The organism is Pseudomonas sp. 1176_21 (genome assembly GCF_052850635.1).
This window is the reverse complement of sequence record NZ_VXCV01000003.1, coordinates 19,893-44,774: the sequence shown is the minus strand read 5'-3', so window position 1 is coordinate 44,774 and position 24,882 is coordinate 19,893. Positions and strand designations below refer to the sequence as shown.

Below are 24,882 nucleotides of genomic sequence, written 5' to 3'. Positions count from 1 at the left end.
GCGGGTCAAGCCCGCTCCCACAGGGCCCCCACCGCCCTCACGGTGGGTGTTCTTCCTGTGCTCTCAGAACTCCAGCGTACTCGACAGGCTCACCTGCCGCGCATCCCCCACTGCCACGAAGTAGCGGTTCACCGCCGAGCTGTAGTAGGTCTTGTCGAACAGGTTCTTCACGTTCAGCTGAAAGCGCACCTTGTGCTCATCCAGCCGGGTTTCATAACTGGCGAACGCATCCGCCACGGTGTACGCCGGCAGGTCGAAATCGTTCTCCGCGTTGCCGGCCCGCTCGCCCACATAGCGCGCCCCGGCGCCGACCCGCAGGCGATCACCACCGAACAGGCTGCCCACGTCATACACCGCCGACAACGACCCGGTATGCCGCGCCACGTTCTGCAGGCGGTTGCCCTTGAGCTTGGGGTCCTGGGACACTTGGGCGTCGGTGAAGGCATAGCTGCCGATCAGGCTCCAGCGCTCGCTCACCTGCCCGGTGAGGTCCATCTCCAGGCCGCGCGACTTCACTTCGCCGGCGCTGCTGTACAGGGTGTCGCCGGTGGCCGTGTCGAAATTGGCCACCAGCACGTTCTGCTTGGTGATGTCGAACAACGCCACGCTGCCGGTGATCGCCCCCGGCAGGTCGAGCTTGGCCCCCAGCTCCCACGACTTGCCCTCTTCGGGGGCAATCGAGGAATCCAGCACCAGGCCACCGGTCATCGGCGCGATGCTGGAGTTGGGCTTGAACGACTCGGTGTAGCTGCCATAGAACGACAGCGTGTCGTCGACCTTGTACACCAGCCCCGCACGCGGCACCCAGGCCTGGCCGCTGTTGTCGGTATTGGCCTTGAACGGCCGGCCGCGACCGGCGTACTGGTCGAACTGCTGATAGCGCGCACCGGCCACCAGAATCCAGTGCTCGTCGAGGTGGATCGAGTCCTGGAAGAACAACGCGTTGCTGCGCAGCTTGTCGGTCTGGTCGCTGTCGCTGTCGCGCACGGCGGTGCCGGGCTGGACCTGGCCGTACACCGGGTTCAGGTAATCGAAGGTGTTGCGGGCGCCGCGAATCAGGTCGGCACGAAACACCTTGCGGTACTCGTCATCCACCCCCACCAGCACGTCGTGCTGCATGCCTGCCAGTTGCAGCTTGCCGTCCAGGCTGACGGTGGCGAAGCGGTCGCTGCTCAGGGCGCCACGGGTGCCGTCCAGGTTGCGCGTGAGGGTGCCCTTGGCAGGGTCAACCGCGGTGACGCGCACCTGGCTGGCATCGTAGGTTTCGCGGTTGAAGCTGTAGCCGAAGTGGAGTTTCCAGTCATCGGCAAGCTGATGGTCGACCTCCAGGCGGTACAGGTCCGAGCGCCCTTCCATGTTGTTGAAGGGCTCGTCCAGCCGACGTGTGCTGGGGATGTTCAGCGGGTGGTTGGTGCGCGGGTCGATGGCCGTGCCGCGGTCGAACGGGTACAGGAACTCGCGGTGCTCATAGGCCAGCTGCACCTGGGTGTCTTCACCGAACCAGGCCAGCGACGGCGCCACCAGTGTCTCGCGGTGGGTGCCGAAGTTGCGCCAGTAGTCTTCGTCCTCGTGGTCGAGCACCAGGCGGTAGGCGAAGTTGCTGTCGCCCAGCGCGCCGGTACTGTCGAGCCCGCCACCGCTGCCGTTCTTGCCGCTGCCATAGCTGGAACCGCGCAGGTTCACGGCGTTGTAGCGCTGCAGTTGCGGGCGCTTGCTGACCACGTTGATCACCCCGCCCGGGTCCTGGATGCCGTACAGCAGCGAGGCCGGGCCCTTGAGCACTTCGACCCGCTCGGTGCTGGCATTGAGGCTGCGCCCCTGCACCAGCGGCATGCCGTCACGCATGATCGAGCCGTCGCGGTTGTCGCCGAAGCCGCGCTTCATCACGGTGTCGGCGGTGGCGCCGAAGTTGTTGCCCTGGGTGATGCCGCTGACGTTGCTCAGCGCATCGTCGAGGTTGCGCGGCGCCTGGTCGGCGAGCACCTGGGCCGGCACCACGTTGATGGCCTGGGGGATCTCCAGGTTCGGCACCTGGCTGCGCATGATCGCGCTGGTGGCCGGCGGCTGGTAGCTGCCGACGCTGTCCTGCTGGGACGAGACCGTGGTGGGCTCGAGGTTGAGTGCACCGGCCTGGGCCAGCGGTTCGACGGTGAGGGTGCGAGCATTCACGCGGCGGTAGGTGAAGCCGCTGTTGCCCAGCAGGCGCTGCAGGGCCTGCTCGGCACTGAACGTGCCCGTCAGGGCCGGCGCGGCAAGGCCGGGCAGCTCGACGGTGTAGACCACGCTCAACCCGGTGACCCGGCTGAAGTCGTTGAGCGCCTGGGGCAAGGGTTTGCTGGGCTGGGCAAAGCGGTACACCTGCTCGACCTGCTGCGCTGCCACCGCCTGGCTCACGCCCGCCCCCAGCGGCAGCCACGCTGCCGCCCCAAGCCCGATTGAAACGCAACGCACCAACGATGATTTTGCCCTGAACTTCATGCCGTCGACCTGTGAGTGAACCTGTTTCATGCGAATGAATCGCACTTTCAATCACTACACGGTTGCCGCACGTACTTACCTCACCGGGCCGTGAAAATATTTTTCAGCGCAGCAGCGTAACCCGCCCGAGCAGGGTCTTGCGCTGGAAGCCGGCCACCGCCCCCAGGGCGTCCAGCGCCGCCAGCGGGTCGGCGGCGGGGAAGCTGCCGCTGACCTTGCGCGCCGCCAGGGCGTCGTCCAGCAGCACGATGCGCCCGGGGTAATGCCGCGCCAGGTCGTCGACCACCTGCGCCAGCGGCGCCTGGTAGTAGTTGAGCCAGCCCTGGCGCCAGGCCAGGCGGTTCTCGCTGTCCACGCCCTGCACTGCACCGGCCAGGCCCTGGGCGTACTCCACCTGCTGGCCGGCCGTGAGCACCTGCTGCGCCTGCCCCGGCGCCGGCGTGACCCCGACCTTGCCCGAGAGCACGGTAACGGTGGTGCCCTGGGGCTGGCGACGCACCTCGAACCGGGTACCCATCACCCGCACCTCGCCGCCATCGGCCTGCACGGTGAACGGCGCACCGGTATGCGTGACCTCGAAGAACACCGCGCCGCGCCGCACCTGCACGCGACGCTGCCCACCGCTGAAGTCCACGTCGATGGCGCTGTCGGCATCCAGCAGCAGGTGCGACCGGTCGGCCAGGGTCACGGCCTGGAGCTCGCCCACCGCGGCCACGTAATCGGCGCCCAGGTCATCGACCCAGTTGGCCGGGTGCCAGCCCGCCCCCATCGCCACGCCCAGCACCACGCTGGCAGCCAGTGCCAACCCGGCCACACGGGCCGGCCAACGGCGCCGGGGCCGGTCCATCGCGCGCAGGTAGGCGTCCAGTGCCGGGGCGTCTTCGGCGGCCAGGCGTGCTGCAGGCGCGGCGGTCTGCTGCCACAGCGCCTGGGCCTGGCGCCAGGCCTGCGGGTGCGCAGGGTCGGCCAGCAACCAGCGCTTGAACGCGGCGCCCTCGGCACGCGCGGGCTGCTGGTTGATCTGGCCGAGCCAGGCGAGCGCGGCCTGCTGCTGTTCGGCGGTAGGTGGGGCTGGAGCGTTCATCGCGGGGCATTCCCTGGCTTGCGGGGCACGGCAGGCTCGGCGGCGATACTCGCCTTGCAGGCCTCGAGGGCACGCATCATATGTTTTTCCACGGCGCTTTGGGACAGGCCCATGGCCCGCGCAATGTCGGCATAGGTGCGGCCATGGATACGGTTGAGCAGGAAGATCTGGCGGGTGCGCTCGGGCAGCTCGCGCAGGGCAGCCTCGATCCGACGCAGGTCGCTGCCGGCCTCCAGCGCGGCCTCGGGCTCGCTGGCATGGCTGTCTTGATGCGGCGCCAGCAGGCTGTCGTTGACCCGCTCGCGGGCGCCTTGGCTGCGCAGGTGGTCGATGGCGATATTGCCGGCGCAGCGCAGCAGGTAGGTGTCCAGCGCCTCGACCTCGACCTGCGGGCGACGCCAGAAGCGCAGGAACAGTTCCTGCACCAGGTCGGCGGCGGTGGCCCGACAGCCCACGCGGCGGCTGACCAGGCGCTCCATGCGCGCACGCTGGGCCACGAACACCTGCACGAAACGTGCGCGGCCCGGGGCGTCGTCGTGGCTGTCGAGCGGCTCGCTCATCGTTTCAGTACGGCGCCAGCAGTGCCAGCGGCGCCAGCACCAGGCTGGCCGCGGCCAGGCCCAGCAGCAGGCGCGGGGCGTAGGGAAGGACGAACACCCACGCGCACAAGCCGCCCATCACTACCGCGCTCAGCTCCACCAGGCCCATGGCCCAGCCGCTGTGACGCACCGCCAGCCCCAGTGCCACGGCGATCAGCAACCAGCCGCCCATGCGCAGGCCACGCAGGCGGCGGGGCGTAGGCTTGTGCCCCAGCAGGTCGGTGTAATGGCGCTCCATGGCCAGGCACAACGCCGCCACTGCGGCAAAGCCGAACAACGCGATGGCCAGCATCACTGCACCTCGCTTTCGATCAGCGGTGCGGCCCTGGGCGTGCGTGCCGCGCGCTTGGGCGCCAACACCTGCGGGCGCAGCATCTTGCGCGCCATCCAGGCCAGCAGCAGGCCACAGCCCAGCGCCGTGAGGTCGAACCCGGCAATCATCCAGTCGCCCTGGGCGATCGCAGGCAGCAGGCCGGTGCCGGTGGTCAGGGCGTTGAGCACCGGCAAGGCGGCGAACAGTACCGCGCCCAGCAGCAGTTGCTCGCCCCAGGCGCGGCGCCCGGGGCGCAACAGTGCGTGCAGCAGCGCCAGGCCCCAGACGGCAAAGAAGCTGTCGACCTCAAGATCGGCACGTCCTTCAAGGGCCACCGGCAACAGGCGGTTGGCCCAGAAGAACGCCGCCACGGCGAGGATCAGCCCGCTCATGCTGGCGATGTTGAGCACCTCGACCAGACGCAGTTCGAAGGGCTGGGTGCCACTCTTGGCGTGCTTGAGCTGGCGCTTGCCCAGCCACATCACCAGCCCCGTGCCGATCACGACAGTGCCGGCCAGGCCGAACACGAAGTACAGCCAGCGCAGCGTCGGGCCGGCGAAGTGGCCCATGTGCAGGCCGTACATGCCGGCGGCAATCACCAACGGTGTGCTCTGCTCGCCCGGGGCCTTGAGCGGGGTGCCCTGCACGCCGTCGAACAGCCAGCCGGCGCCGCGGTTCTGGGCGATGCCCTCGTTGCTGGCACGCACCAGGCGCACCCGTGCGTTGAGGTCACCGGGGTTCTGCACCTCGACCCAGCTGATCTCGCTGCCGGGCGCCTGCTGGCGCGCCTGGGCATACAGCTGCGCCAACGGCACCAGCGGTGCCGGGGTGCCCGCCGGCTTGACCGGCTCGTCGCGCGAAAACAGTTCGTTGTAATAGGCCTGGAGGTTGTCGCCATACATCGTGCTGATGCTGGCCGGCATCACCATGGCCATGAAGATCACCAGGCTGCTGTAGCTGATCATCAGGTGGAACGGCAGCACCAGCACGCCGATCGCGTTGTGACCGTCGAGCCAGGAACGCTGGCCCTTGCCGGGGCGGAAGGTGAAGAACTCCTTGAAGATCTTCTTGTGGGTGATGATGCCGGTGACCAGCCCCACCAGCATCATCAGCGCGCAGAAGGTCGACAGCCAGCGGCCCCACGGATAGGGCATCTGCAACTGGAAGTGAAAGCGGTAGAAGAACTCGCCGCCGCTGCTGTCGCGCGGGTGCAGTTGATTGCCGGTGGCGGGGTCGAGGATCTTTTCGTTGAAATCGCGCCGGCCGGCGCCGGGTGCACGCCAGCCCACGCGCAGGGTCGGGTCGCGTGCTTCGGGCAACTGGATGAACCAGCTGCCGGCATCGGCGGCGTTGGTTTGCAGGTAGCGCTGCGCCAGGCTCAGGCTGGCGGTGGTGTCGAGGGTGCGGTACGGGATCTCCGGCTGGGTCCAGTGGCTGATTTCGCTCTTGAAGTACGACAGCGTGCCGGTGAGGAAGATCGCGAACAGCAGCCAGCCGAAGATCAGCCCGGCCCAGGTGTGCAGCCAGGCCATGGCCTGGCGAAAGCCTTCTTTCATGGGGTTTGCATCCAGTAGGCCAGGCCGTTGATGGCGGCCAGCGCGGCGCCGGGCAGCAGCACCCCGAGCCAGGCATGCCAGGCGCTGCGACAGGCGAAGCACCAGAGGATCGCCACCAGGTAGAACAGAAACGACAGCATCATGCCGGTGACGACCGCGTCGGCCTTGGGCATGGGCAGCAACAAGGTGATGCACACGCTGGCCATGGCCGCCAGCAGGTAACCGCCGAGCAGCGCCGCGAGGCTGCGCGAGGTCACGGCCAGGCGATAACTGAAGGGCAGCCCGGCGGCTTTGCTTTTCATGACAGCGGGTCCAGTGTGAGGAGGGGCGTAATATTAATGATTAATATTCGCAGATGCAAAGACGCCGCTTCAACCGGCCATGAAGAAGCAGATCGGTGGTATGGCCGCTTGCAGCGGGTGACTTGAAGCCTGTGGCGTCAAATCCTACAATGCGAACAATTCTTATTCTTTTGCGCATCCCCCGGCGCCGGAGTTGTCACGGTGCCCAGTGCCCAGCCCGCCCCTGCTTCGCTCGAAGGCCTCTACAGCGCCCATCACAACTGGCTCACCGGCTGGCTGCGACAGCGCCTGGGCTGCCCGCACAGCGCCGCCGACCTGGCCCAGGACACCTTCATGCGCCTGCTGCAGGCGCGCGAAACACCAACGCTCAACGAACCTCGCGCCTTCCTCACCACGGTGGCCAAGCGCGTGCTGTTCAACCACTACCGCCGCCAGGACCTGGAACGCGCCTACTACCAGGCACTGGCCCAGCTACCCGAAGCGGTGGCGCCTTGCGAAGAACATCGCGCGATCATTCTGGAAACCCTGATCGAACTCGACCGGCTGCTCGACGGCCTGCCCGTGGTGGTCAAGCGCGCCTTCCTGATGGCCCAGGTCGACGGCCTGGGCTACGCCGACATCGCCCGGGAGCTGGGCATTTCGCTGGCCACCGTGAAGCGCCATCTGAACAAGGCGGCCATGCGCTGCTACTTCGCCCTGTGAACGCCCAGGAATTCTCGCCAAAGGTGGCAGAACAGGCGGTGCACTGGCTGATCGAACTGCAGGGCGGTGCCCTCGACAGCCGCCAGCAACTGGCCATGGAGCGCTGGCTGCAGGCCAGCGAAGAACACCGTCGCGCCTGGGAGCACATACAGCGGGTCAATCAGCGCCTGCGCGGGCTGTCTTCGCCACTGGCGCACGCCGCCCTGCAGGCGCCACGCTCGGCCAGCCGGCGGCGCGCGCTCAAGGCGCTGTTGCTGCTCGGGGTGGGCGGCGCCTGCGGGCTGGCCCTGCAGCAGCACAACCCGCTGCCGCCCCTGCTGGCCGACTACCGCAGCCCGCTGGGCCAGCGCCGCCAGATGCGCCTGGACGACGGCACGCACCTGCACCTGAACACCGCCAGCGCCGCCGACGTGCGCCTGGACCGCGAACAGCGGCTGATCCACCTGCTCGAAGGCGAACTGCTGCTCAATGTGGCCGACGACCCCCGCCCCCTGCGCGTGGTGACCGGCAACGGCCTGCTGCAGCTGTCGAGCGGGCGCTTCAACGTGCGCCAGTGGGCCGACCACAGCCAGGTGGCGGTGCTGCAGGGCCGGGCGATGCTTGCCGGGCATGCGCTGGAAGCCGGGCAGCAGGCGCGTTTCGACGGGCCACGCTGGGGCGCCACCCATGCGGTGGATGCCAACACCGGCGCCTGGGTCGACGGCATGCTGGTGGCTGCGCATACGCGCCTGGGGGACTTCATCGACGACCTGGCCCGTTACCGTCGCGGCCAGCTCACGTGCGATCCGGCGGTGGCCGACCTGCTGCTGTCGGGCAGCTACCCGCTGGCCGACAGCGAACGCATCCTGGACCTGCTGGAGGTGTCGCTGCCGGTGCGCGTGCGGCGCTTCACCCGCTACTGGGTCACGGTAGAAGCCCGCGCCTGAGATTATTTTCAGAACCTTGAGCCGTTTTTTCATCTCGCGTGACAGAGAAGGCAGAACCCTTTGCCCCGACCTTCTCAAGGACCCTTTGCATGCCGCTTCGCCTAAGCCCCCTCGCCCATGCCCTGCTGCTGGGCACCAGCCTCACCTTCGGCGCCGTTGCGCCCCTGCACGCCGCCCAGGCACGCACCTACCACATCGCCCCGATGTCGCTGGAAGACGCCCTGAACCAGTTCGGGCGTGAAAGCGGCGTGCTGATCTCGTTCGGCTCGCAGGTGACCCAGGGCGTGAAAAGCCGTGGCCTGGAAGGCGAGTATTCCACTGCACAGGGCCTGGCCGCGCTGCTTGAAGGCACCGGCCTGCAGGCCCGCGCCGAAGGCGACAACGCCTACAGCCTGCAACCGCTGGCCCCGGCCGCCGGCGCGCCGCTGGAGCTGGGCAGTTCCAGCGTGGTCGGCGACTGGCTGGGTGAAGCCACCCAGGACAACGTGTTCGAACACCCCGGCGCACGGGACGTGATCCGCCGTGAAGAGTTCGAACGCACCGGCGCCAGCAGCGCACGGGAAGTGCTCAACCGCATCCCCGGGGTGAATGCGCCGGAAAACAACGGCACCGGCAGCCACGACATGGCGCTGAACTTCGGCATCCGCGGGCTCAACCCGCGCCTGGCCTCGCGCTCCACGGTGCTGATGGACGGCATTCCGGTGCCGTTTGCGCCCTATGGCCAGCCACAGCTGTCGTTCGCGCCGATCAGCCTGGGCAACATGGAAGCGGTGGACGTGGTACGCGGCGGCGGCGCCGTGCGCTACGGGCCGCAGAACGTGGGCGGCATCGTCAACTTCGTGACCCGCGCGATCCCTGACGAACCCACGCTGAAGGCCGGCCTGCAGACCCAGACCAGCCCCTCCTCCAGCCACGACGGTTTCAAGAGCAGCGCCAACCTGCTGGCCGGCGGCACCGCCGACAACGGCCTGGGCGGCGCGATCCTGTATTCGGGCACCCGCGGTGGCGACTGGCGCGAGCACAGCGACACGCAGATCGACGACCTGATCCTCAAGGGCAAGCTGCAACTGGACGAGGCCAACAGCCTGCATGCCATGGCGCAGTACTACGAGGGCGAGGCGCAGATGCCCGGCGGCCTCAACGTGGCCGACTACGACGCCGACCCGTACCAGTCGACCCGCCTGCAGGACAAGTTCTGGGGCCGGCGCACGATGTTCAACGCCGGTTACGACTACAAGGAAGGCGAGCGCCAGTTCAGCGTCAACAGCTTCTTCACCAAGACCCTGCGCAGTGGCTACCTGGTGCAGAACAGGTCGATCTCGCTGTCGCCGCGCGAGTACTGGGTGCGCGGCATCGAAACCCGTTTCACCCAGGGCTTTGCGCTGGGCGACAGCCACCACGAGGTGGGCCTTGGCTACCGCTACATCAACGAGGCCGGGCACGAGCTGCGCTACATGGAGAGCGTCAGCGCCGGCCAGTTGCCGACCACCTCCAGCCCCAACGACCGCGACACCCGTGGCGGCACCGATGCCCATGCGCTGTTTCTGGATGACCGCATCGACATCGGCCAGTGGACCATCACCCCGGGTATCCGCTACGAGATGATCAAGTCGCAGCAGAGCAACAAGCTCAAGGGCCTGGAATACAAGGGCGACTACAACACCGCGTTGCCGGCGCTGAACGTGATGTACCACCTGAGCGACAGCTGGAACCTCTACGCCAACACCGAGGGTTCGTTCGGCAGCGTGCAGTACAGCCAGATGCCCAACCGCGTGAACCAGGGTGAAGTGAAGCCCGAGAAGGCCCGCACCTGGGAGCTGGGCACGCGCTACGACAACGGCAACCTGCAGGCCGAGGCCGGGTTGTTCCTGATCAATTTCGACAACCAGTACGAAAGCAACCAGACCACCGACGACGTGATCGCCCGTGGTGAAACCCGCCACCAGGGCCTGGAAACGAGCGTGAAGTACGCGCTGGACGGCCTCACGCCGGCGCTGGCCGGGTTCGATGTGTACGCCAGCTATGCCTTCGTTGACGCGACCATCCGCGAAGATGGGCCGAACAAGGGCAATCGTGTGCCGTTCTCCTCCAGGCACAAGGGCACGCTGGGGCTGGGTTACACCGACGGGCCGTGGAAGCTGAACCTGGACAGCACCTACCAGAGCAGCCAGTTCGCCGACAACGCCAACACCTCGGCTGAAAGTGCAGACGGCGCGGCCGGGCGCATCCCGGGCTACATGCTGTTCAGCAGCCGCGCCGGCTATGACTTCGGGCCGCAGTTGTCGAACCTGAACGTGGCGGTGGGGGTGAAGAACATCTTCAACCACCAGTACTTCACGCGCTCGTTCGACGACAACAACAAGGGCAAGTATGTGGGTGAGCCACGGACGGTCTATGTGCAGACATCGGTCGCTTTCTGATCGGTAGCGCCTGCTTCGCCGGCAAGGCCGGCTCCTACAGGAGCGCACCTTGCCGGGGGGCCGCGCATTGACTCAGGACACCCCCAGACAACCTTTCACCTGTTTAATTGCCACAAAATATTTTTCTTCTTCAAGCACTTGAAAAGTTCTGCCAACTGCCTGACCTTGTAGTCAAGAGGCGATGATTTCCACAGGCCGCAATGGCCCGCATCGTTCTCTTGCGAGCTAGCTGAATAAGGGATTGAACTATGCAAATCCAAGTCAACAGCGACAACCATATCCAAAGCAGTGCCCGTCTCGAAGAGTGGGTACGCACTACGGTAGAAAGCACGCTCGAACGCTACGAAGAAGACCTCACCCGCATCGAAGTCCACCTGCGCGATGAGAACGGCGACAAGCCAGGCCCCCACGACATGCGCTGCCAGATGGAGGCACGCCCCAAAGGCCATCAACCGATTTCCGTCAGCCACAAGGCCGATAGCCTGGAGCAGGCCATCGAAGGCGCCGCGACCAAACTCGAGCATTCCCTCGAGCACCTGTTCGGCAAACTGCGCGGCAAACGTGGCGTGACCCAGAAGGTCGCAACCGCCCCGGCAGCCGATGCCCTGCTGCAGGAAGAATTCCTGGAGAACGAGCAAGCCCTGCAGGCCCGTCAGGCCTGACAGCCAAGGCAATGAAAGAAGGCGAGCCACGGCTCGCCTTTTTTATTGACCACTCGGCACCTGCCTCGCAACGCCACCTGAACCAACCTGGCCAGGGCCCGGTCAATCAGAACATGTCTTTGCCAGGTACAGCCCCATGGTCAACCCCTTCCAACAGATCAACGCTGCATTTGCCGACACCTACCGGGTCAACCTGAGTATCGAGCGGCTCGATGGCAGCATCATGCTGACACTGTCCGACGATCAGGGCGTGGTGGCCAAGCGCCTGATCAGCCCGGCCCAGCGCAATGACCCCAAGCGCCTGGCGCGCCTGATCGAGAGCGTGCGCTTTGGTATTGCCATCGAGCAGGGCCACAGCGCCATGGAGATTCTGGCCAGCATGACCCGCGACGGTGCACGCACCCCGGGCCTGCGCGCCGCCAGCGAGCGCCGCGCGGGGGCGTGAGCCAAGGCTACTTGGCCTCTTCGATTTCCTTGCCGCTGGCGTCGATGGCCTTGGTGGAGGGGTAGCGCGACGAGGCGTAGCGCACCACCAGGATCGAGAACGACAGCAGCAGGATCCCGCCGCACACATACAGCAGGCCCACGTCGGGGGCCTTGTGGTGCGACACATCGCCGATCAGCAGGCGCGTAAGCGCGGTGATCGCCACGTACAGCAGGAAGCGGATGGGCATGTGGTTGGTCTTGAAGTAGATCCCCACCATCGCCCCCAGCTCCAGGTAGATGAACAACAGCAGGATGTCATCGACGCTCACCCCACCCTTGCCGATCATCTCGATGAATGCCGACACCGCCGCATAGGCGGTGATGGCACCGATGCCGAACAGTGCCAGGTAATGAAAGGCCTCCACGCACAGGTTGCCCAGCGAATCCGCCGAGCCATGCAGGCCCTTGCGCACTTTTTCAGCCCATTTGATGTTCACGATGCGAATTCCTTGGAAACGACGAAGGGAGGATGCGCCACCCAGGTGACGCTTTGCCTGCATGCAGTAAAAAGGCCAGCGGCACAGCTTGAGAAGGCGACCGATTGCCGCAAGACACCCGCCACCCCACCATTGCGAGCAAATTGAGCTATAAAAATGCCACTACCCAAACGTGGTGGTTTGCCTTATGCTTTTACCTGTATAAAAACACAGTACTCGTACACATCAATTATCGAAAGGCATGTGAGGTGATGAATGGCCGTCGAAGTGGTATACCGCAGCAGCCGCGATCTGGAGCGCTTGTTCATGGATAAAGCTGAAGCAGACCGTCACGACAAGATGCTCGAGCTGGCCGAACTGCTCGCCGAGGTGCTGCAGAAGGCCGTGCCGTCGCTGAGCGAACAGCAGGTCGAGGAAGCGGGTATCTACATGGCGAAGAACCGCGATGTGTTCGCCAAGGCCTTCAAGAGCCAGCCCGACGCGTTGTCCGAGCTGCTTGCCGAGCAGCCCGCCGAGTAGGCATCAGGCGTTGTACACCAGCTTCTCGGCCAGTTGCTGGGCCACGCGGGCCGGCGAGCTCTTCTCGGCCTGGGCGTGGGCGAAGACCTCGGTCAGCCGCGTGGGGATGCGCGCCAGGTGCGCGGTGATGGTGCCAAGGTCCTGGCCCTGGTGGGTCAGCGCCACGTAGATCAGCCCGCCGGAATTGATGATGTAGTCCGGGGCATACAGAATGCCGCGGGTTTCGAGCTGGTCGGCGACCTGAAGGTGGGTCAGCTGGTTGTTCGCCGAGCCGGCCACCGCGGCACAGCGCAGCTGCATGACGCTCTGGCTGTTGAGCACCGGGCCCAGCCCGCACGGCGCAAAGATGTCGCAAGGCGTGCTGACCAGCGCTTCGCTGGCCACCGGCAGCGCATTCAACTGCTCCATGGCCAGTTGCACCCGCCCCGGGTCATGGTCGCTGACCAGCAGTACCGCCCCCGCCGCATGCAACTGCTCGGCCAGGGCAAACCCGACATTCCCCAACCCCTGCACAGCCACGCGCAACCCTTCCAGGTTGTCGGTGCCCAGGCGCGCCATCGCCGTGGCGCGGATGCCGGCGAACACGCCCATGGCCGAATGCGGCGAAGGGTCGCCGGCGGTGGTGGTACTGGTGACGTGCCGGGTGCTCTGGGCGATGCAGTCCATGTCCAGGGTCGAGGTGCCGCTATCGGTCGCGGTGATGTAGCGCCCCTCCAGGCTGTCGACGAAGCGCCCGAAGGCCTCGAACAGCGCAGCGCGGTTTTCCACATGGGGGTTGCGGATGATCACCGCCTTGCCACCGCCCAGCGGCAGGCCCGCCAGGGCAGCCTTGTAGCTCATGCCCTGGGCCAGGCGAATGGCATCGGTCATTGCGGTGTCGTCGTCCGGGTAAGGCAGATAGCGACAACCGCCCATGGCCGGGCCCAGCCGCTGGTTGTGAATGGCGATCACCGCCTTGAGGCCCGTGGCCGGGTCGACGCACAGGTGCAGTGAGTGGGTGCGCGTGCTTTGCATGAGAGCGAACATTGCCCAGCCCTCGTGAGTCAGTGCTCCCACCAGTATAGGCGGCGCGAAGGCACACGTTGCGGCACTGGACGAACGCCCCTGCCGGCGCTACAACAGAAGCTTGAGCGGAGACTGCCATGACCCCACGCCAAGCCTGCCTGGCCTGCCTGGAACGCAACCCCGCCGCCCTGTTCGAGGCGGCGCTGTGGATCGCTGCCGAACACGATGCCAGCGTGCAGCCGGCCCAGGTGCTGGGCGAATTGCAGCTCGTGCAGCAGCAGGTCAGCCAGAGCCTGCCCATGCTGCCGGTGAGCGAACTGGCGCAGCCGTTGCTGCGGGCGCTCAGCGCGGCGGGCTTCCAGCAGGACGAATACCACCCGTTGCGCCCGCAGGCGGCGCTGCTGAACAAGGTGCTGCAACGTCGTCGCGGACAACCGCTGGCACTGGCGATCCTCACGCTGGAGCTGGCCCGCGGGCTGTCGATACCACTGGAGGGGGTGAATTTTCCGGGGCATTTCCTGTTGCGCGTGCCGGGGGCCGATCACCTGCTGGACCCCTGCGGCGGGCGCCGGTTGTACCCGGCCGATTGTCGCGAGTTGCTCAGCCGCCAGTTCGGCCCGCAGTTGCCGTTGAGCGCCGAGCATCTGGTGACGGCCAGCGCACAGCAGATGCTGCAACGACTGTCGCGCAACCTGCGTCAGTTGCATGCGAGCAATGATGATGACCTTGCGGCGCTGAAGGATGCCGAGCGGGTGTTGTTGCTGGGCTCGGCCAGCGCCAGCGACTACCTGGCGCGGGCGACACTGTATCAGCGGCTGGATTGCCCGCAGGCAGAGCGGTTTGACCTGGAGCATGCGCTGATGCTGACGGATGACCCGATCCAGCGGTTGCGCCTGACCGAGCGGCTGAGCCACCTGCCGCCGCCGACGCCTTCGGTGCACTGAAAGCTTCGCCGGCCAGGCCGGCTCCTACACGGGCCGCGCAGCGCCTGCAGGAGCCGGCCTGGCCGGCGAATGGGCCATCAGGGGGTATCCGGCTGACGCGAAGGGTGCGCCTGCACGAACGCATCATGCTCACCGGCCAGCGCCACCACCCGGCGAATCCGTGGCCAGCCCGACAGGTCCACATTGAACCGTTCGGCCGCATACACCTGCGGGATCAGGTACACATCCGCCAGCCCCGGCTCATCGCCGAAACAGAACCCCGCCTCGCCGATCATCTGCTCCACCGCCGCCAGCCCCTGGGTGATCCAGTGGCCGATCCAGGCGTTCACCTGGGTGTCGTCATGCCCCAGCTCACGCAGCTGGTTGAGCACGCTGACATTGTGCAGCGGGTGGATGTCGCAACCGATCAACGCCGCCACGGCGCGCGCCTGCGCCCGCGCCACCGGCGACTGCGGCAACAGCGCAGGCTGTGGATAAACCTCCTCCAGGTACTCGATGATCGCCGGCGACTGCACCAGCAGCTCGCCCGAGTCGATACGCAGCGCCGGGATGCGCCCCTGGGGGTTCAGCCCCAGGAACTCGGCCTCGCGCTGCGCGCCCTTGAGCAGGTTGACCGGCAGCGACTGGTAATCCAGCTGCTTGAGCGCCAGCGCAATGCGCACGCGGTACGACGAGGTAGAACGGTAGTAGGTATACAGTTCCATGCTCGTACCCTCTCAATGTGCCGGCAGGATCTTGCCGCGGCACTCGCCAAAACCGATCGACGCCACGCCATCACGCTTGCAGCGCGCGCGCAGGATGATCTCGTCGCCGTCTTCGAGGAACCTGCGCACCTCGCCACTGGCCAGTTCGATCGGCACCTTGCCGCCCTCGGTAATCTCCAGCAGGCTGCCGAACTGGCCAGGCTTGGCGCCCGACAGGGTGCCCGAACCGAACAGGTCGCCTGGCTGCAACTGGCAGCCGTTGACACTGTGGTGCGCAACCATCTGCGCCACGGTCCAGTACATGCTCAGGGTGTTGCTCAGGGTCAGGCGATGCGCCGCCAGGTTCTGCTCGCGCATGCGCTCGGTCAGCAGCAGCACTTCCAGCTCGATGTCGAACGCGCCACCCGCCTGGTCACGCGGGTCGAGCAGGTACGCCAGCGGCTGCGGATCGCCTTCGGGGCGTGCCGGCTGGGCGCAGCGGAACGGCTCCAGCGCTTCGGCGGTGACCACCCAGGGCGACACGGTGGAGATGAAGCTCTTGGACAGGAACGGGCCCAGCGGCTGGTATTCCCAGGCCTGGATGTCGCGGGCCGACCAGTCGTTGAGCAGGCAGTAGCCGGCAACGTGTTCGCCTGCCTGCGCTACCGGGATGACATCGCCCATGGCATTGCCCTGGCCGATCCAGATGCCCAGCTCCAGTTCGTAGTCCAGCCGCGCGCACGGGCCGAAGCTCGGCTCGGTTTGCCCGGCGGGCAGGGTCTGGCCGTTGGGCCGACGGACATCGGTACCCGACGGGCGAATGGTCGAGGCACGGCCGTGGTAGCCGATCGGCACATACTTGTAGTTGGGCAGCAGCGGGTTGTCGGGGCGAAACAGCTTGCCGACGTTCTTGGCGTGCTCGATGCCTACATAGAAGTCGGTGTAGTCGCCGATGCGCGCCGGCAGGTGCAGTTGGCACTCGGCGGCCGGGTACAGGGCCGGCTTCAGCGCAGCCTGGTGCGGGCTGTCGGCACCCAGCAGTTCGAGCAGGCGCTCGCGCAGGGCCACGCGGGCCTCACGGCCCAGGGCGAAATAGGCGTTCAGCGCACCACCGCGGGTGGCCTGCACCGCATTGCGGGCCTGGCCGTCGAACAGCCCGGCAGCCAGCACCGCGTCGAGGTCCAGAATCGCGTCACCGATGGCCACACCGCAGCGACGCTCGTCGCTGCCACGGCTGAAGATACCCAGCGGCAGGTTCTGCAGCGGGAAATCGCTATGCCCGTTGGCGTGCTCGACCCAACTGCGGGCAATGGCGGACTGGTTCATGGTTATCTCCGATTCGGGGTGAAGGTGCTCGGCAAGGTGGCCCAGCACGTGTCGTAGTCGGCCTGCAGTTGCGGGCATTCAAGCGCATGGCGGGTCGGGCGCAGCACCTGGCTGGTCTCGAACATGAACGCCATGGTGTTGTCGATCTTGCTCGGTGCAAGGTCGGCGGCAATCGCCCTGGCGCAGGTTTCGGCGTCCGGGCCGTGGGCGCTCATGCAGCTGTGCAGCGAGGCGCCGCCGGGCAGGAAGCCTTCGGCCTTGGCGTCGTACTCGCCCTTGATCAACCCCATGAACTCGTTCATCAGGTTGCGGTGGAACCACGGTGGCCGGAAGGTGTTCTCGGCCACCATCCAGCGCGGCGGGAAAATCACGAAATCGATGTTGGCCATGCCCGGTACGCTGGTGGGCGAAGTGAGCACGGTGAAGATCGACGGGTCGGGATGGTCGAAGCTGACCGTGCCGATGGTGTTGAAACGGCGCAGGTCGTATTTGTACGGCACGTTGTTGCCGTGCCAGGCCACCACGTCCAGCGGCGAGTGCTGCAGTTCGCAGCCCCACAGCTCGCCGAGGAACTTCTGTACCAGCGGCACCGGGCCCTGCTGCTCTTCGTAGTGGGCCACCGGCGCGAGGAAGTCGCGCGGGTTGGCCAGGCCGTTGCTGCCCAGCGGGCCCAGGTCCGGAATGCGCAGCGGCGCGCCGTGGTTCTCGGCAATGTAGCCACGCGCCTGACTGTCGAGCAGCTCGACGCGAAACTTCAGGCCACGGGGCAGCACGGCGATTTCCAGCGGCTCCACGTCCAGCACGCCCAGCTCGGTGACGAGGCGCAGGCGACCCTGCTCGGGTACCAGCAGCAGTTCGCCATCGGCGTTGAAGAACACCCGCTCCATGGAACGGTTGGCGCGGTAGTTGTAGATGCTGATGCCGGCCGGCTTTTGCGCCGCCGAGTTGGCCGCCATGGCCACCCAGCCGTCGATGAAGTCGGTGGGCTCGGCCGGGATGTCCAGCGGGCTCCAGCGCAGCCGGTTGGGGGTTACCGGGCCCAGCGGGCCGCCGCTCAACTGGCGCTCGAGGCGTTCGAATGCCGGGTGCAGTGCCGATGGCCGGATACGGTACAGCCAGGTACGCCGCTGCTCGCTGCGCGCCATGGTGAATGCGGTGCCGGAAAACAGCTCGGCATACAGGCCATACGGGGCTTTTTGCGGGGAGTTCTGGCCAACCGGCAGGGCGCCGGGCAATGCCTCGCTGGCAAATTCGTTGCCGAAGCCGCTCTGGTAAGCGAGGGCGGGAGTGGAATCGACGTTCATCGAGCCTCCAGTCAGGTAGCGTTATTATTATCGTAAACTGATTACGCATAACGTAATTTGATACCTGTAACCCGTCAAGCTATAAAGACGCCCACCTGTCAACACGGACCCCTTTCCCATGAGCAAAACCAGCACCGCCGACAGCAACGGCAAACAGAAGGTCCGCTCGGCGGAGGTCGGTACCGACATTCTCAAGGCGCTGGCCCAGCTCTCGCCGGCCACCTCGCTGTCGCGCCTGGCCGAGCATGTGCAGATGCCCGCGAGCAAGGTGCATCGCTACCTGCAGGCCCTGATCGCCAGCGGCTTTGCCGAGCAGAACCCGGCCACCAACCACTACGGGCTGGGCCGTGAAGCCCTGCGCGTGGGCCTGGCCGCGCTGGGCGGGATGGACGTGCTGAAAGTGGCGGCCATGCCGTTGTCACAGCTGCGTGACGCGCTCAATGAAAGCTGCTTTATCGCGGTGTGGGGCAACCAGGGCGCAACGGTGGTGAACATCGAACCTGCGGTGCGCGCCGTGACGGTGGTGACGCAGATCGGTTCGGTGCTGCCGTTGCTCAGTTCGTCCACCGGGCTGGTGTTCGGGGCCTACCTGCCCCAGCGCGAGACCATCGAGTTGCGCGACCAGGAACTGCTTGCCCTGGGCCAGGACGCCGCAGACTACGAAGCGCTGTTTGCGCAGATCCGCGCACGCGGCCTGCACCATGTGCATGGCCTGCTGATGCCGGGGGTGGATGCGCTGTCGGCACCGGTGTTCAACGCCATGGGCAACATCGCTGCCGTGCTGACCGTGGTGGGCCCGACCTCGATTTTCCATGCCGATGAACAGGGCCCGGCGGCGCAGCAGCTGCAGGCGGCGGCGCAGGCAATCAGCTGGCGCATGGGCTATGAACCACAGTGACCTGTTTTGGTGCACTGTTACCCACTTTGCAACAGTGAATGTCCGAAACGTCTATTTTTTTCGGTAGGGGGGCTGGCTATGCTGGCCGGGCTTGCAGCGAAACGCGGTTTCGCCAGGCGCTGGGCCGATGGTTTGGCGGTTAATGTCAGGTTAATCCTCTCCCCCTAGAGTAACCACCTGACACGTTGAACCCTCCCCCTTCAGGTTCACCGACGTTGATTTTGAAGCTCCTTGATCTACGTCTTGCTTGGCCGCTGCTTTTGCAGCGGCCTTTTTTATTTGTGCTGCCCGGTTCAGCCTGCGTGCCTGTGCAGATTGGCCATCATCTGCTGCAACGCCTCGAGGCTGTCCTGCGGGTGCACCGCGCCCTCGAAATCGCCGATGGCATCCCAACTTGCGGCGATGTCTTCCACGCTCATGCCCTGGCGCGGGTCGAAGCCCACCCCCAGGCTGCGTTCCCAGCGCACCTTGCCCACCCAGCCGCCACCGACCTCGTACAGCCCGCCGGTGTCCTGGCAGCGATCACTGCCCAGGTACACCACCAGCGGGCTGATCAGCTCGGGCTTGAGCTGTTCGAACACCTGCGGCGGAATCAGCCCCTCGGTCATGCGCGTGCCACCGGTGGGGGCGATGGCATTGACCAGGATGCCGTGCTTGCGCCCCTCGAGCGCCAGGGTGCGGGTCAGCCCGTACAGGCCCAGCTTGGCCATGCCGTAGTTGGCCTGGCCGAAATTGCCATATATGCCCGAGGTGGACGAGGTGAAGATCACCCGCCCCGCGTTCTGCTCGCGCAGGTGCGGCCAGGCGGCGCGGGTGAGCTTGTAGGCACCCTCCACATGCACGCGGTACACCTGGTCCCAGTCGCTGTCCTCCATCTTGTGAAAGGTCTTGTCCCGCAGGATGCCGGCGTTGTTGACCAGCACATCCACGCGGCCGAACGTGTCCAGCGCCTGTTGGACGATACGCTCGCCATCGGTGACCGAGTCATGGCTGGCCACCGCCGTGCCGCCCGCCTCGCGAATCTCGGCCACCACACGGTCGGCCGCCGATGCGCTGGCGCCTTCACCATGGGTGGAGCCTCCCAGGTCGTTGACCACCACGTGGGCACCATGACGGGCGAACAGCAGCGCATGGGCACGCCCGAGGCCCCCGCCAGCGCCGGTCACAATCACTACTTTTTCATCCAGGCGAATCGACTCGGTCATCTCGGCACTCCGTTAACTGCAAGGAATATGGCAGCCAGTGTCAGCCAGCGCCCGGCCCCGGACAATCAACCGGGCGGACGCTGAATGGCAGGCAATAAGGCAGCGGGATGATCAGGACCAGGCGACCTTGTGCGCCAGGCTTGGCAGGGGTTGCTGCCGAAATGCCAGGTAGTGGCGCAGCACCTGTACCGGTGCCTCGGTGTGCGGATAATGGCCGATGCCCTGCAGGGTCACGGTGTCGGGTTGGGGCACCAGTTCGCAGTAGCGCGCCACCACATGCGCACCCGATACCGGGTCGGCGGCGCCATTGATAAGGCGCAGCGGTACGCCTGACTGCTGCAAGGCCGCCACCCAGCGCTCGCGCCAGGTGGCGCGCTCGGGTACATAGGCTGCCAGCTTGTGCAGGATGCGATTGCCACGGTTGGAGGCGATCAGGCTCCAGCAGTCATCCAGCACGCTTTCACTGGGGCGTGTGCTGCGGCCATAGAGGTGGGTGACATTCCTGACCAGGTCGTCGCGCCCGAACGAGCGCGCCACCAGCCAGCCAAGCCGGCTGAGCAGGAGCTTGTGCACCAGCAACGCACGATGGCACTCCGGGAACAGGCCGGCGTTGAGAAACGCGCAACTGGCCACCTGGGCCGCCCCCTCGTGGTGACGGGCCAGCAGTTCCTGGGCCACCGTGGCGCCATAGTCATGGGCCAGCAGGTGCACCGGCTCCTGAACCTGCAGGTGTTCGAGCAGGGCCTGCTGTACGTCGGCCTGTTCCAGCAGGCTGTAGGTGTGGTGCAACGGCTTGGACGAGTCACCGAAGCCGAGCATGTCGCAGGCGATCACGCGAAAGCGCTGGGCCAGGGGTTGCCACAGGTAGTGCCAGTCCCAGCTGGCAGTGGGGAAGCCGTGCAGCAGAAGCAGGGGCTCGCCCTGCCCTGCGCTCCAGTAGCGAATCGATTGCTGACGAAACGTGAAACTGCGACCACGGGTACGCCAGACACTCAAGGGAATCTCGGCGAGGGGCATCACGCAGGTCCTGGTTCGGGGCTGCAACTTCCTGGGGGCAGCGCGTTGTCGGGCAAAGGGTTGGCGGCGGTCATTGCAATCACCTCGGCACATGGGTGTGCTCTGCTGCCGGTCAGTCTAGAGGCGCGACTCGATAGCGGGTGTTGCATTGCCAGCCAGCTTATTGGCCCACCGGGTCAGGGCAGTAAATAGTTACAGCAGGTGACGTAACAGTGGCGCCATGAACAGGTTGAAAATGCCCGTCAGCACCATCACCAACCCCGCCACAGAGCCCTCTTCGCCGCCCACCTCATGGGCTCGGCTGACCCCGGCGCCGTGCGCCCCCACCCCGAACAGCGCCCCGCGTGCCAGCGGCGTGCGCAAGGGCAGGTACTTGAGCAGCACCCCGCCCATCAGGGCACCGAGCACCCCGGTGAACATCACGAACACCGCGGTGAGTTCCGGCACACCGCCCAGGTCGTGGGCCAGCGGCATGGCAAAGGGTGTGGTGATCGAACGTGGCAGCAGCGACAGGCTCACCTGATTGTCCAGCGACAACGCATGGGCCAGGGCCCACGAACTGCCGATGGACGCCGCGCTGCCCACCAGCATGCCCAGCGACAGGGCCGGCCAGTGGCGTACCAGCAGCGCCCGCTGCTGCCAGATCGGCACCGCAAAGGCCACGGTGACCGGGCCCAGCACCGACATCAGCCAGTGGGTGTTGCGCGCATACTCGGCGTAACCGGTGTGCAATGGCACCGCCACCGCCAGCAGCACCACCGGGACCAGGATCAGCGGCGACAGCAGGTAGCGCCCGGTACGTCGGTACAGCCAGCGGCTGCCCAGGTAGGCCAGCAGGGTCAGCGCCAGCCAGAACAGCGACATCGGCTCAAGCGTCATGGCGCAGCCTCCAGCGGCACGCCCACTCCACCGTGAAGGCAGTGGCGAGCATCACCAGCAGCGTGCTTGCACCGATCACCAGCAGAATGCGCCAGCCTTCGCTGCACAGCAGCGGGCCGTAGTCGAGCAGGCTCATCAGCGCCGGAATGAAGAACAGCAGCATCTCTGCCATCAGCAGGGTGGCGCCGGTCTGCAGGGTGGCCGGCTTGACCCGCCCGGTGGCGAACACCAGCAGCAACAGCGCCATGCCCACCACACCGCCCGGGATCGGCCAGTGCAGCCAGGCCGACAGCTGGCAACCGAGCAGGTACAGCACCAGCAGCACGCCCAGTTCGGCGAGCAGGCGCGAAAATTTCTTGAATGAAACGGCAGTCATCGAAGGGGTCCTCTGAGGCCTGCAGTTTAAAATCCCGCTGCCCATGCAAAAAGCGAATTGTTAGACTGGCCTCCATTCCATAATGGAATTCAGGCAATGGAATTCAAGCAACTACGCAGTTTTGTCGAAGTGGTTCATCGCGGCGGCTTCACCCAGGCCGCGCAGACCCTGCATATCAGCCAGTCGGCCGTAAGCAAGCAGGTGGCGCAGCTAGAGCACGACCTGGGCATGGCCCTGCTCGATCGCCATGGCTCGCAGTTGCACCTGACCGACGCCGGCAAGATCGTGCTGGCCCGCGGCGAGGCCATGCTGCGGCTGCGCCAGGAACTGCACAACGAACTCGACGACCTTGGCCAGCTGGCGCGGGGCGAGTTGCGCCTGGGGCTGCCGCTGCTGGGCAGCGACGCGCTGTTTGCCGGGTTGTTCGCCGAGTACCGGCGGCGCTACCCGAACATCACCGTGCAACTGCTCGAAGGCGGCAGCCTGAACGTGGAGCACGCCGTGCGCAGCGGCGAGCTGGAGCTGGGCGGCAGCCTCACGCCCACCACACCGGGCTTCGAGTGCCAGCCCTTCTGCAACGAACCGCTGGATGCGCTGCTGCCGGTAGCCCACCCACTGGCCACTGCCGGCAGCATCAACCTGGGGCAACTGGCCGACACGCCGTTTCTGCTGTACCAGCGCAGCTTCGTGCTCAATGATCGCCTGCTGGCGGCCTGCCAGGCCTACGGCTTTACCCCGAAGGAAGGCGGACGCAGCGGCCAGGCGGATTTTCTGGCGGCACTGGTGGCGGCAGGCCAGGGCGTGGTGTTGCTGCCACGGGTGGTGGCGCGGGGCCTGGAACGGCCGGGGGTGGTGCGTGTGACCTTGAGCGAGCCCAGCGACCTGCGCTGGGACATCGCCTTCATCTGGCGCCAGGGCGCCTACCTGTCACGGGCGGCGCAGGCCTGGCTGGCGCTGCTGCGCGAGCGCCCGCAACCGCTGTGATCAGCCGCGCAGCCTGGCGATGAACTCGGCCAGCCAGGGCTCTGCATCGGTTTCGGGGGTGACGGTTTCACTGGCGTCCAGACGCAGCATCGGCTGCACTTCGTCAAGGCCCAGTTCGGCGAACAGCTCGCGCAATTGCTCGCCGCCGCCGCAGTAGGTGTCGCCATAGCAGGAGTCGCCCAGGCCGATCACCGCACCGGGCAAGCCGCGCCAGGCACCTGGCAGCACATCGCGGATCTCGCTGTACAGCGGCACCAGGTTGTCGGGCAGCTCGCCCATGCCGGTGGTGGACGTGATCGCCAGAAAGGCCTGCGGAGCAAACCCCTGAACGTCCTGCAGGTTGGCACGGTTGGCCAGCAGGGTCTCGAAACCCGCCGCCTGGAGCAGCGAGGCGGCATGGCGTGCAACTTCCTCGGCAGTGCCGTAGACCGAGCCGGAAAGAATGGCAACCTTCATAACTAATCCCGAAGCTGAGTAAAAGCGTAGGATACTACCACCTGATGCGGGTTCCGGACGCTGGCAATTGGCCCGCATGCAGATGCCGACCGCTCGGCAATCCACTAGAATCCTTCGCCTGGGTGCCCCCTTCACATTCGGTTCGACACGATGATCAACGCCAAGCTGCTGCAACGCATGATTGATGCCTCCAACGACGGGATCGTGGTAGCCGAACAGGAAGGCGACGACGACACCATCCTGATCTATGTGAACCCGGCCTTCGAACGCCTTACCGGCTACGCGGCCAACGACATTCTGTACCGCGACTGCCGCTTCCTGCAGGGCGAGCCGCGCGACGATGCGGCCCGGGCACGCATCCGCGACGCCATCCGCAGCGGCCAGCCATGCCGGGAAGTGCTGCTCAACTACCGCAAGGACGGCACGCCGTTCTGGAACGAGCTGTCGATCACCCCGGTGTTCAACGAGGCCGACCAGCTCAAGTACTTCATCGGTATCCAGAAGGACGTGAGCCGCCAGGTGGCCGCCGAGCAGCGGGTGCTGGAACTGGAGCTGGAACTGGCCCGGGCGTACGCCCTGCTCGAAGCGCAGAAACCCGACGGACGGTCTTAACAAAGCCAGCGAATCGTTGTCCATCACCCACGAAGAAATGATTCCCGATTGAAATTACCGAGTTCGCCCATGCAATCAGATGCCCTCCTGACCCAGGATGAGCTGGATTTCATTCAGACCATGCACCGTTCGCCACAGCTGAACCTGACGGACGTCACCTCCAGCCTGCGCCTTGATGGCGGCAGCGAGGTGCAGCAACTGTTGACCCGGCTGGTGGCCCAGGAGCAGGTGACCCTGCAGGCGAATTTCGAGAACCAGCAGATGAGCTTTCCACTGCAGCTGGTGGAAGACGAGTTCCATGCGGTGAGCCTGCAACTGGGCGCACCGAGCATCTATGAAGACGGGCCGATGATGCGCCCCTGGCGCCTCACGCTGGAGCCGCCGGTTGCGCTGGACGACGAGCTGGGCCTGAGCACCGACCTCAAGGTGTGCGAGATGTCGTTTCGCGGTGTGCTGGTGCAGGTACCGCGCAATCGCAAGCCGCCCAAGACATTCAACCTGTGGTTCAGCCCCGAGGCCGACGCGCCGATCAACCTGCAGGGCACCTTGCAGCGCAAGACGGCCGACGGGCTGGCAGCTTATCGGCTGAGCCAGCACCAGCCCCACGAGATCGAGCGGTTGCGCCAGTACATCCTGCGCCAGCACCGGTTGGCGCATCCCGAATTGCATCCGGATTAACACCGCAGCGCGGCTTTCGCCGGCAAGGCCG

At 66.0% G+C, this 24,882-nt stretch carries 27 protein-coding genes; 11 read left to right on the top strand and 16 right to left on the bottom strand.

The window, feature by feature from the left end; genetic code table 11:
- Nucleotides 1-63 precede the first annotated feature (63 nt).
- From FW760_RS08355 to FW760_RS08330, 6 genes are all read right to left on the bottom strand, one after another.
- Nucleotides 64-2,478, bottom strand: a complete 2,415-nt coding sequence (locus FW760_RS08355; RefSeq protein WP_446443723.1) for a TonB-dependent siderophore receptor — start codon at nt 2,476-2,478, stop codon at nt 64-66.
- A gap of 103 nt (nt 2,479-2,581) precedes the next feature.
- A complete protein-coding gene (locus FW760_RS08350; RefSeq protein ID WP_116052235.1) occupies nt 2,582-3,562 on the bottom strand; it encodes a FecR domain-containing protein in 981 nt (326 codons plus the stop codon).
- A complete protein-coding gene (locus FW760_RS08345) occupies nt 3,559-4,122 on the bottom strand; it encodes an RNA polymerase sigma factor (RefSeq protein WP_100633479.1) in 564 nt (187 codons plus the stop codon). Before FW760_RS08345 ends, FW760_RS08350 begins: the two co-directional genes overlap by 4 nt.
- Nucleotides 4,123-4,126: 4 nt before the next feature.
- Complete coding sequence (locus tag FW760_RS08340; protein WP_043859708.1) at nt 4,127-4,453, bottom strand: DUF3325 domain-containing protein; 327 nt, start codon at nt 4,451-4,453, stop codon at nt 4,127-4,129.
- Complete coding sequence (locus FW760_RS08335) at nt 4,453-6,030, bottom strand: PepSY-associated TM helix domain-containing protein (RefSeq protein ID WP_116052236.1); 1,578 nt, start codon at nt 6,028-6,030, stop codon at nt 4,453-4,455. Before FW760_RS08335 ends, FW760_RS08340 begins: the two co-directional genes overlap by 1 nt.
- Nucleotides 6,027-6,332, bottom strand: a complete 306-nt coding sequence (locus tag FW760_RS08330; RefSeq protein WP_043859706.1) for a DUF3649 domain-containing protein — start codon at nt 6,330-6,332, stop codon at nt 6,027-6,029. The genes FW760_RS08335 and FW760_RS08330 overlap by 4 nt, the downstream gene beginning before the upstream one ends.
- Nucleotides 6,333-6,533: 201 nt before the next feature.
- Here FW760_RS08330 and FW760_RS08325 point away from each other — a divergent pair, with 201 nt between their 5' ends.
- The 5 genes from FW760_RS08325 to FW760_RS08305 all read left to right on the top strand — a co-directional run bounded on the left by FW760_RS08325 (nt 6,534) and on the right by FW760_RS08305 (nt 11,487).
- A complete protein-coding gene (locus FW760_RS08325) occupies nt 6,534-7,034 on the top strand; it encodes a sigma-70 family RNA polymerase sigma factor (protein ID WP_088515558.1) in 501 nt (166 codons plus the stop codon).
- Nucleotides 7,031-7,960, top strand: a complete 930-nt coding sequence (locus FW760_RS08320) for a FecR domain-containing protein (protein ID WP_058540849.1) — start codon at nt 7,031-7,033, stop codon at nt 7,958-7,960. Before FW760_RS08325 ends, FW760_RS08320 begins: the two co-directional genes overlap by 4 nt.
- Nucleotides 7,961-8,049: 89 nt before the next feature.
- The gene (fecA, locus tag FW760_RS08315) at nt 8,050-10,380 is read left to right on the top strand and encodes a TonB-dependent Fe(3+) dicitrate receptor FecA (RefSeq protein ID WP_446443722.1); all 2,331 of its coding nucleotides are present in this window, start codon (nt 8,050-8,052) and stop codon (nt 10,378-10,380) included.
- A gap of 248 nt (nt 10,381-10,628) precedes the next feature.
- A complete protein-coding gene (locus FW760_RS08310) occupies nt 10,629-11,042 on the top strand; it encodes an HPF/RaiA family ribosome-associated protein (protein WP_043860410.1) in 414 nt (137 codons plus the stop codon).
- 136 nt (nt 11,043-11,178) lie between these two features.
- Entirely contained in the window at nt 11,179-11,487 is a 309-nt protein-coding gene (locus FW760_RS08305; protein WP_054914876.1) for a DUF3509 domain-containing protein, read from the top strand.
- A gap of 7 nt (nt 11,488-11,494) precedes the next feature.
- On the opposite strand, the gene FW760_RS08300 is transcribed toward FW760_RS08305, so the two are convergent.
- Nucleotides 11,495-11,965, bottom strand: a complete 471-nt coding sequence (locus FW760_RS08300; RefSeq protein WP_043860412.1) for a phosphate-starvation-inducible protein PsiE — start codon at nt 11,963-11,965, stop codon at nt 11,495-11,497.
- 255 nt (nt 11,966-12,220) lie between these two features.
- Between FW760_RS08300 and FW760_RS08295 the strand changes: the two genes are divergently transcribed.
- Nucleotides 12,221-12,484, top strand: coding sequence for a YebG family protein (locus tag FW760_RS08295; RefSeq protein WP_043860413.1), 264 nt, complete (start codon nt 12,221-12,223; stop codon nt 12,482-12,484).
- A gap of 3 nt (nt 12,485-12,487) precedes the next feature.
- Here FW760_RS08295 and FW760_RS08290 read toward each other — a convergent pair whose 3' ends face one another.
- Nucleotides 12,488-13,510 (bottom strand): Leu/Phe/Val dehydrogenase, encoded by a 1,023-nt coding sequence (locus tag FW760_RS08290; RefSeq protein WP_054914877.1) that lies wholly within the window; start codon nt 13,508-13,510, stop codon nt 12,488-12,490.
- A 116-nt stretch (nt 13,511-13,626) separates the two neighbouring features.
- Here FW760_RS08290 and FW760_RS08285 point away from each other — a divergent pair, with 116 nt between their 5' ends.
- On the top strand, nt 13,627-14,433 hold the full coding sequence (locus tag FW760_RS08285) for a SirB1 family protein (protein ID WP_043860415.1): 807 nt from the start codon (nt 13,627-13,629) through the stop codon (nt 14,431-14,433).
- A 77-nt stretch (nt 14,434-14,510) separates the two neighbouring features.
- On the opposite strand, the gene maiA is transcribed toward FW760_RS08285, so the two are convergent.
- Genes maiA through hmgA form a run of 3 tightly spaced genes read right to left on the bottom strand, consistent with a single transcriptional unit; the run spans nt 14,511 to nt 17,746 of the window.
- Complete coding sequence (gene maiA / locus FW760_RS08280; RefSeq protein ID WP_058540845.1) at nt 14,511-15,137, bottom strand: maleylacetoacetate isomerase; 627 nt, start codon at nt 15,135-15,137, stop codon at nt 14,511-14,513.
- 12 nt (nt 15,138-15,149) lie between these two features.
- A complete protein-coding gene (gene fahA / locus FW760_RS08275) occupies nt 15,150-16,442 on the bottom strand; it encodes a fumarylacetoacetase (protein ID WP_116052239.1) in 1,293 nt (430 codons plus the stop codon).
- 2 nt (nt 16,443-16,444) lie between these two features.
- On the bottom strand, nt 16,445-17,746 hold the full coding sequence (gene hmgA, locus FW760_RS08270) for a homogentisate 1,2-dioxygenase (RefSeq protein ID WP_043860418.1): 1,302 nt from the start codon (nt 17,744-17,746) through the stop codon (nt 16,445-16,447).
- A 118-nt stretch (nt 17,747-17,864) separates the two neighbouring features.
- Here hmgA and FW760_RS08265 point away from each other — a divergent pair, with 118 nt between their 5' ends.
- Nucleotides 17,865-18,644 (top strand): IclR family transcriptional regulator, encoded by a 780-nt coding sequence (locus FW760_RS08265; protein WP_043860419.1) that lies wholly within the window; start codon nt 17,865-17,867, stop codon nt 18,642-18,644.
- A gap of 293 nt (nt 18,645-18,937) precedes the next feature.
- Here the strand turns inward: FW760_RS08265 and FW760_RS08260 are convergent, their stop codons facing one another.
- The 4 genes from FW760_RS08260 to FW760_RS08245 all read right to left on the bottom strand — a co-directional run bounded on the left by FW760_RS08260 (nt 18,938) and on the right by FW760_RS08245 (nt 22,121).
- Complete coding sequence (locus tag FW760_RS08260) at nt 18,938-19,849, bottom strand: SDR family oxidoreductase (protein ID WP_054914880.1); 912 nt, start codon at nt 19,847-19,849, stop codon at nt 18,938-18,940.
- A 111-nt stretch (nt 19,850-19,960) separates the two neighbouring features.
- Nucleotides 19,961-20,866: an alpha/beta hydrolase gene (locus FW760_RS08255; RefSeq protein WP_116052240.1), complete on the bottom strand. Its 906-nt coding sequence runs from the start codon at nt 20,864-20,866 to the stop codon at nt 19,961-19,963.
- Nucleotides 20,867-21,058: 192 nt separating this feature from the next.
- A complete protein-coding gene (locus FW760_RS08250) occupies nt 21,059-21,745 on the bottom strand; it encodes an LrgB family protein (protein ID WP_116052241.1) in 687 nt (228 codons plus the stop codon).
- Entirely contained in the window at nt 21,735-22,121 is a 387-nt protein-coding gene (locus FW760_RS08245; protein ID WP_116052242.1) for a CidA/LrgA family protein, read from the bottom strand. The genes FW760_RS08250 and FW760_RS08245 overlap by 11 nt, the downstream gene beginning before the upstream one ends.
- A gap of 96 nt (nt 22,122-22,217) precedes the next feature.
- Here FW760_RS08245 and FW760_RS08240 point away from each other — a divergent pair, with 96 nt between their 5' ends.
- On the top strand, nt 22,218-23,105 hold the full coding sequence (locus tag FW760_RS08240; protein ID WP_043860424.1) for a LysR family transcriptional regulator: 888 nt from the start codon (nt 22,218-22,220) through the stop codon (nt 23,103-23,105).
- Here FW760_RS08240 and FW760_RS08235 read toward each other — a convergent pair whose 3' ends face one another.
- Nucleotides 23,106-23,561, bottom strand: a complete 456-nt coding sequence (locus FW760_RS08235) for a flavodoxin (protein ID WP_043860425.1) — start codon at nt 23,559-23,561, stop codon at nt 23,106-23,108.
- A gap of 150 nt (nt 23,562-23,711) precedes the next feature.
- Between FW760_RS08235 and FW760_RS08230 the strand changes: the two genes are divergently transcribed.
- Nucleotides 23,712-24,173 carry a PAS domain-containing protein gene (locus FW760_RS08230; protein WP_116052243.1) on the top strand — a complete coding sequence of 154 codons (462 nt, stop codon included), beginning with the start codon at nt 23,712-23,714 and terminating at the stop codon, nt 24,171-24,173.
- Between the two features lie 69 nt (nt 24,174-24,242).
- Nucleotides 24,243-24,851: a hypothetical protein gene (locus FW760_RS08225; protein ID WP_088515565.1), complete on the top strand. Its 609-nt coding sequence runs from the start codon at nt 24,243-24,245 to the stop codon at nt 24,849-24,851.
- Nucleotides 24,852-24,882 lie beyond the last annotated feature (31 nt).

What these genes read in the sequence shown, in the direction of transcription:
- FW760_RS08355 (WP_446443723.1), bottom strand. Translation starts at nt 2,478, where the DNA reads ATGAAGTTCAGGGCAAAATCATCGTTGGTGCGTTGCGTTTCAATCGGG.
- FW760_RS08350 (WP_116052235.1), bottom strand. Translation starts at nt 3,562, where the DNA reads ATGAACGCTCCAGCCCCACCTACCGCCGAACAGCAGCAGGCCGCGCTC.
- FW760_RS08345 (WP_100633479.1), bottom strand. Translation starts at nt 4,122, where the DNA reads ATGAGCGAGCCGCTCGACAGCCACGACGACGCCCCGGGCCGCGCACGT.
- FW760_RS08340 (WP_043859708.1), bottom strand. Translation starts at nt 4,453, where the DNA reads ATGCTGGCCATCGCGTTGTTCGGCTTTGCCGCAGTGGCGGCGTTGTGC.
- FW760_RS08335 (WP_116052236.1), bottom strand. Translation starts at nt 6,030, where the DNA reads ATGAAAGAAGGCTTTCGCCAGGCCATGGCCTGGCTGCACACCTGGGCC.
- FW760_RS08330 (WP_043859706.1), bottom strand. Translation starts at nt 6,332, where the DNA reads ATGAAAAGCAAAGCCGCCGGGCTGCCCTTCAGTTATCGCCTGGCCGTG.
- fecA (WP_446443722.1), top strand. Translation starts at nt 8,050, where the DNA reads ATGCCGCTTCGCCTAAGCCCCCTCGCCCATGCCCTGCTGCTGGGCACC.
- FW760_RS08310 (WP_043860410.1), top strand. Translation starts at nt 10,629, where the DNA reads ATGCAAATCCAAGTCAACAGCGACAACCATATCCAAAGCAGTGCCCGT.
- FW760_RS08305 (WP_054914876.1), top strand. Translation starts at nt 11,179, where the DNA reads ATGGTCAACCCCTTCCAACAGATCAACGCTGCATTTGCCGACACCTAC.
- FW760_RS08295 (WP_043860413.1), top strand. Translation starts at nt 12,221, where the DNA reads ATGGCCGTCGAAGTGGTATACCGCAGCAGCCGCGATCTGGAGCGCTTG.
- FW760_RS08290 (WP_054914877.1), bottom strand. Translation starts at nt 13,510, where the DNA reads ATGTTCGCTCTCATGCAAAGCACGCGCACCCACTCACTGCACCTGTGC.
- FW760_RS08285 (WP_043860415.1), top strand. Translation starts at nt 13,627, where the DNA reads ATGACCCCACGCCAAGCCTGCCTGGCCTGCCTGGAACGCAACCCCGCC.
- maiA (WP_058540845.1), bottom strand. Translation starts at nt 15,137, where the DNA reads ATGGAACTGTATACCTACTACCGTTCTACCTCGTCGTACCGCGTGCGC.
- fahA (WP_116052239.1), bottom strand. Translation starts at nt 16,442, where the DNA reads ATGAACCAGTCCGCCATTGCCCGCAGTTGGGTCGAGCACGCCAACGGG.
- hmgA (WP_043860418.1), bottom strand. Translation starts at nt 17,746, where the DNA reads ATGAACGTCGATTCCACTCCCGCCCTCGCTTACCAGAGCGGCTTCGGC.
- FW760_RS08265 (WP_043860419.1), top strand. Translation starts at nt 17,865, where the DNA reads ATGAGCAAAACCAGCACCGCCGACAGCAACGGCAAACAGAAGGTCCGC.
- FW760_RS08260 (WP_054914880.1), bottom strand. Translation starts at nt 19,849, where the DNA reads ATGACCGAGTCGATTCGCCTGGATGAAAAAGTAGTGATTGTGACCGGC.
- FW760_RS08255 (WP_116052240.1), bottom strand. Translation starts at nt 20,866, where the DNA reads ATGCCCCTCGCCGAGATTCCCTTGAGTGTCTGGCGTACCCGTGGTCGC.
- FW760_RS08250 (WP_116052241.1), bottom strand. Translation starts at nt 21,745, where the DNA reads ATGACGCTTGAGCCGATGTCGCTGTTCTGGCTGGCGCTGACCCTGCTG.
- FW760_RS08245 (WP_116052242.1), bottom strand. Translation starts at nt 22,121, where the DNA reads ATGACTGCCGTTTCATTCAAGAAATTTTCGCGCCTGCTCGCCGAACTG.
- FW760_RS08240 (WP_043860424.1), top strand. Translation starts at nt 22,218, where the DNA reads ATGGAATTCAAGCAACTACGCAGTTTTGTCGAAGTGGTTCATCGCGGC.
- FW760_RS08235 (WP_043860425.1), bottom strand. Translation starts at nt 23,561, where the DNA reads ATGAAGGTTGCCATTCTTTCCGGCTCGGTCTACGGCACTGCCGAGGAA.
- FW760_RS08230 (WP_116052243.1), top strand. Translation starts at nt 23,712, where the DNA reads ATGATCAACGCCAAGCTGCTGCAACGCATGATTGATGCCTCCAACGAC.
- FW760_RS08225 (WP_088515565.1), top strand. Translation starts at nt 24,243, where the DNA reads ATGCAATCAGATGCCCTCCTGACCCAGGATGAGCTGGATTTCATTCAG.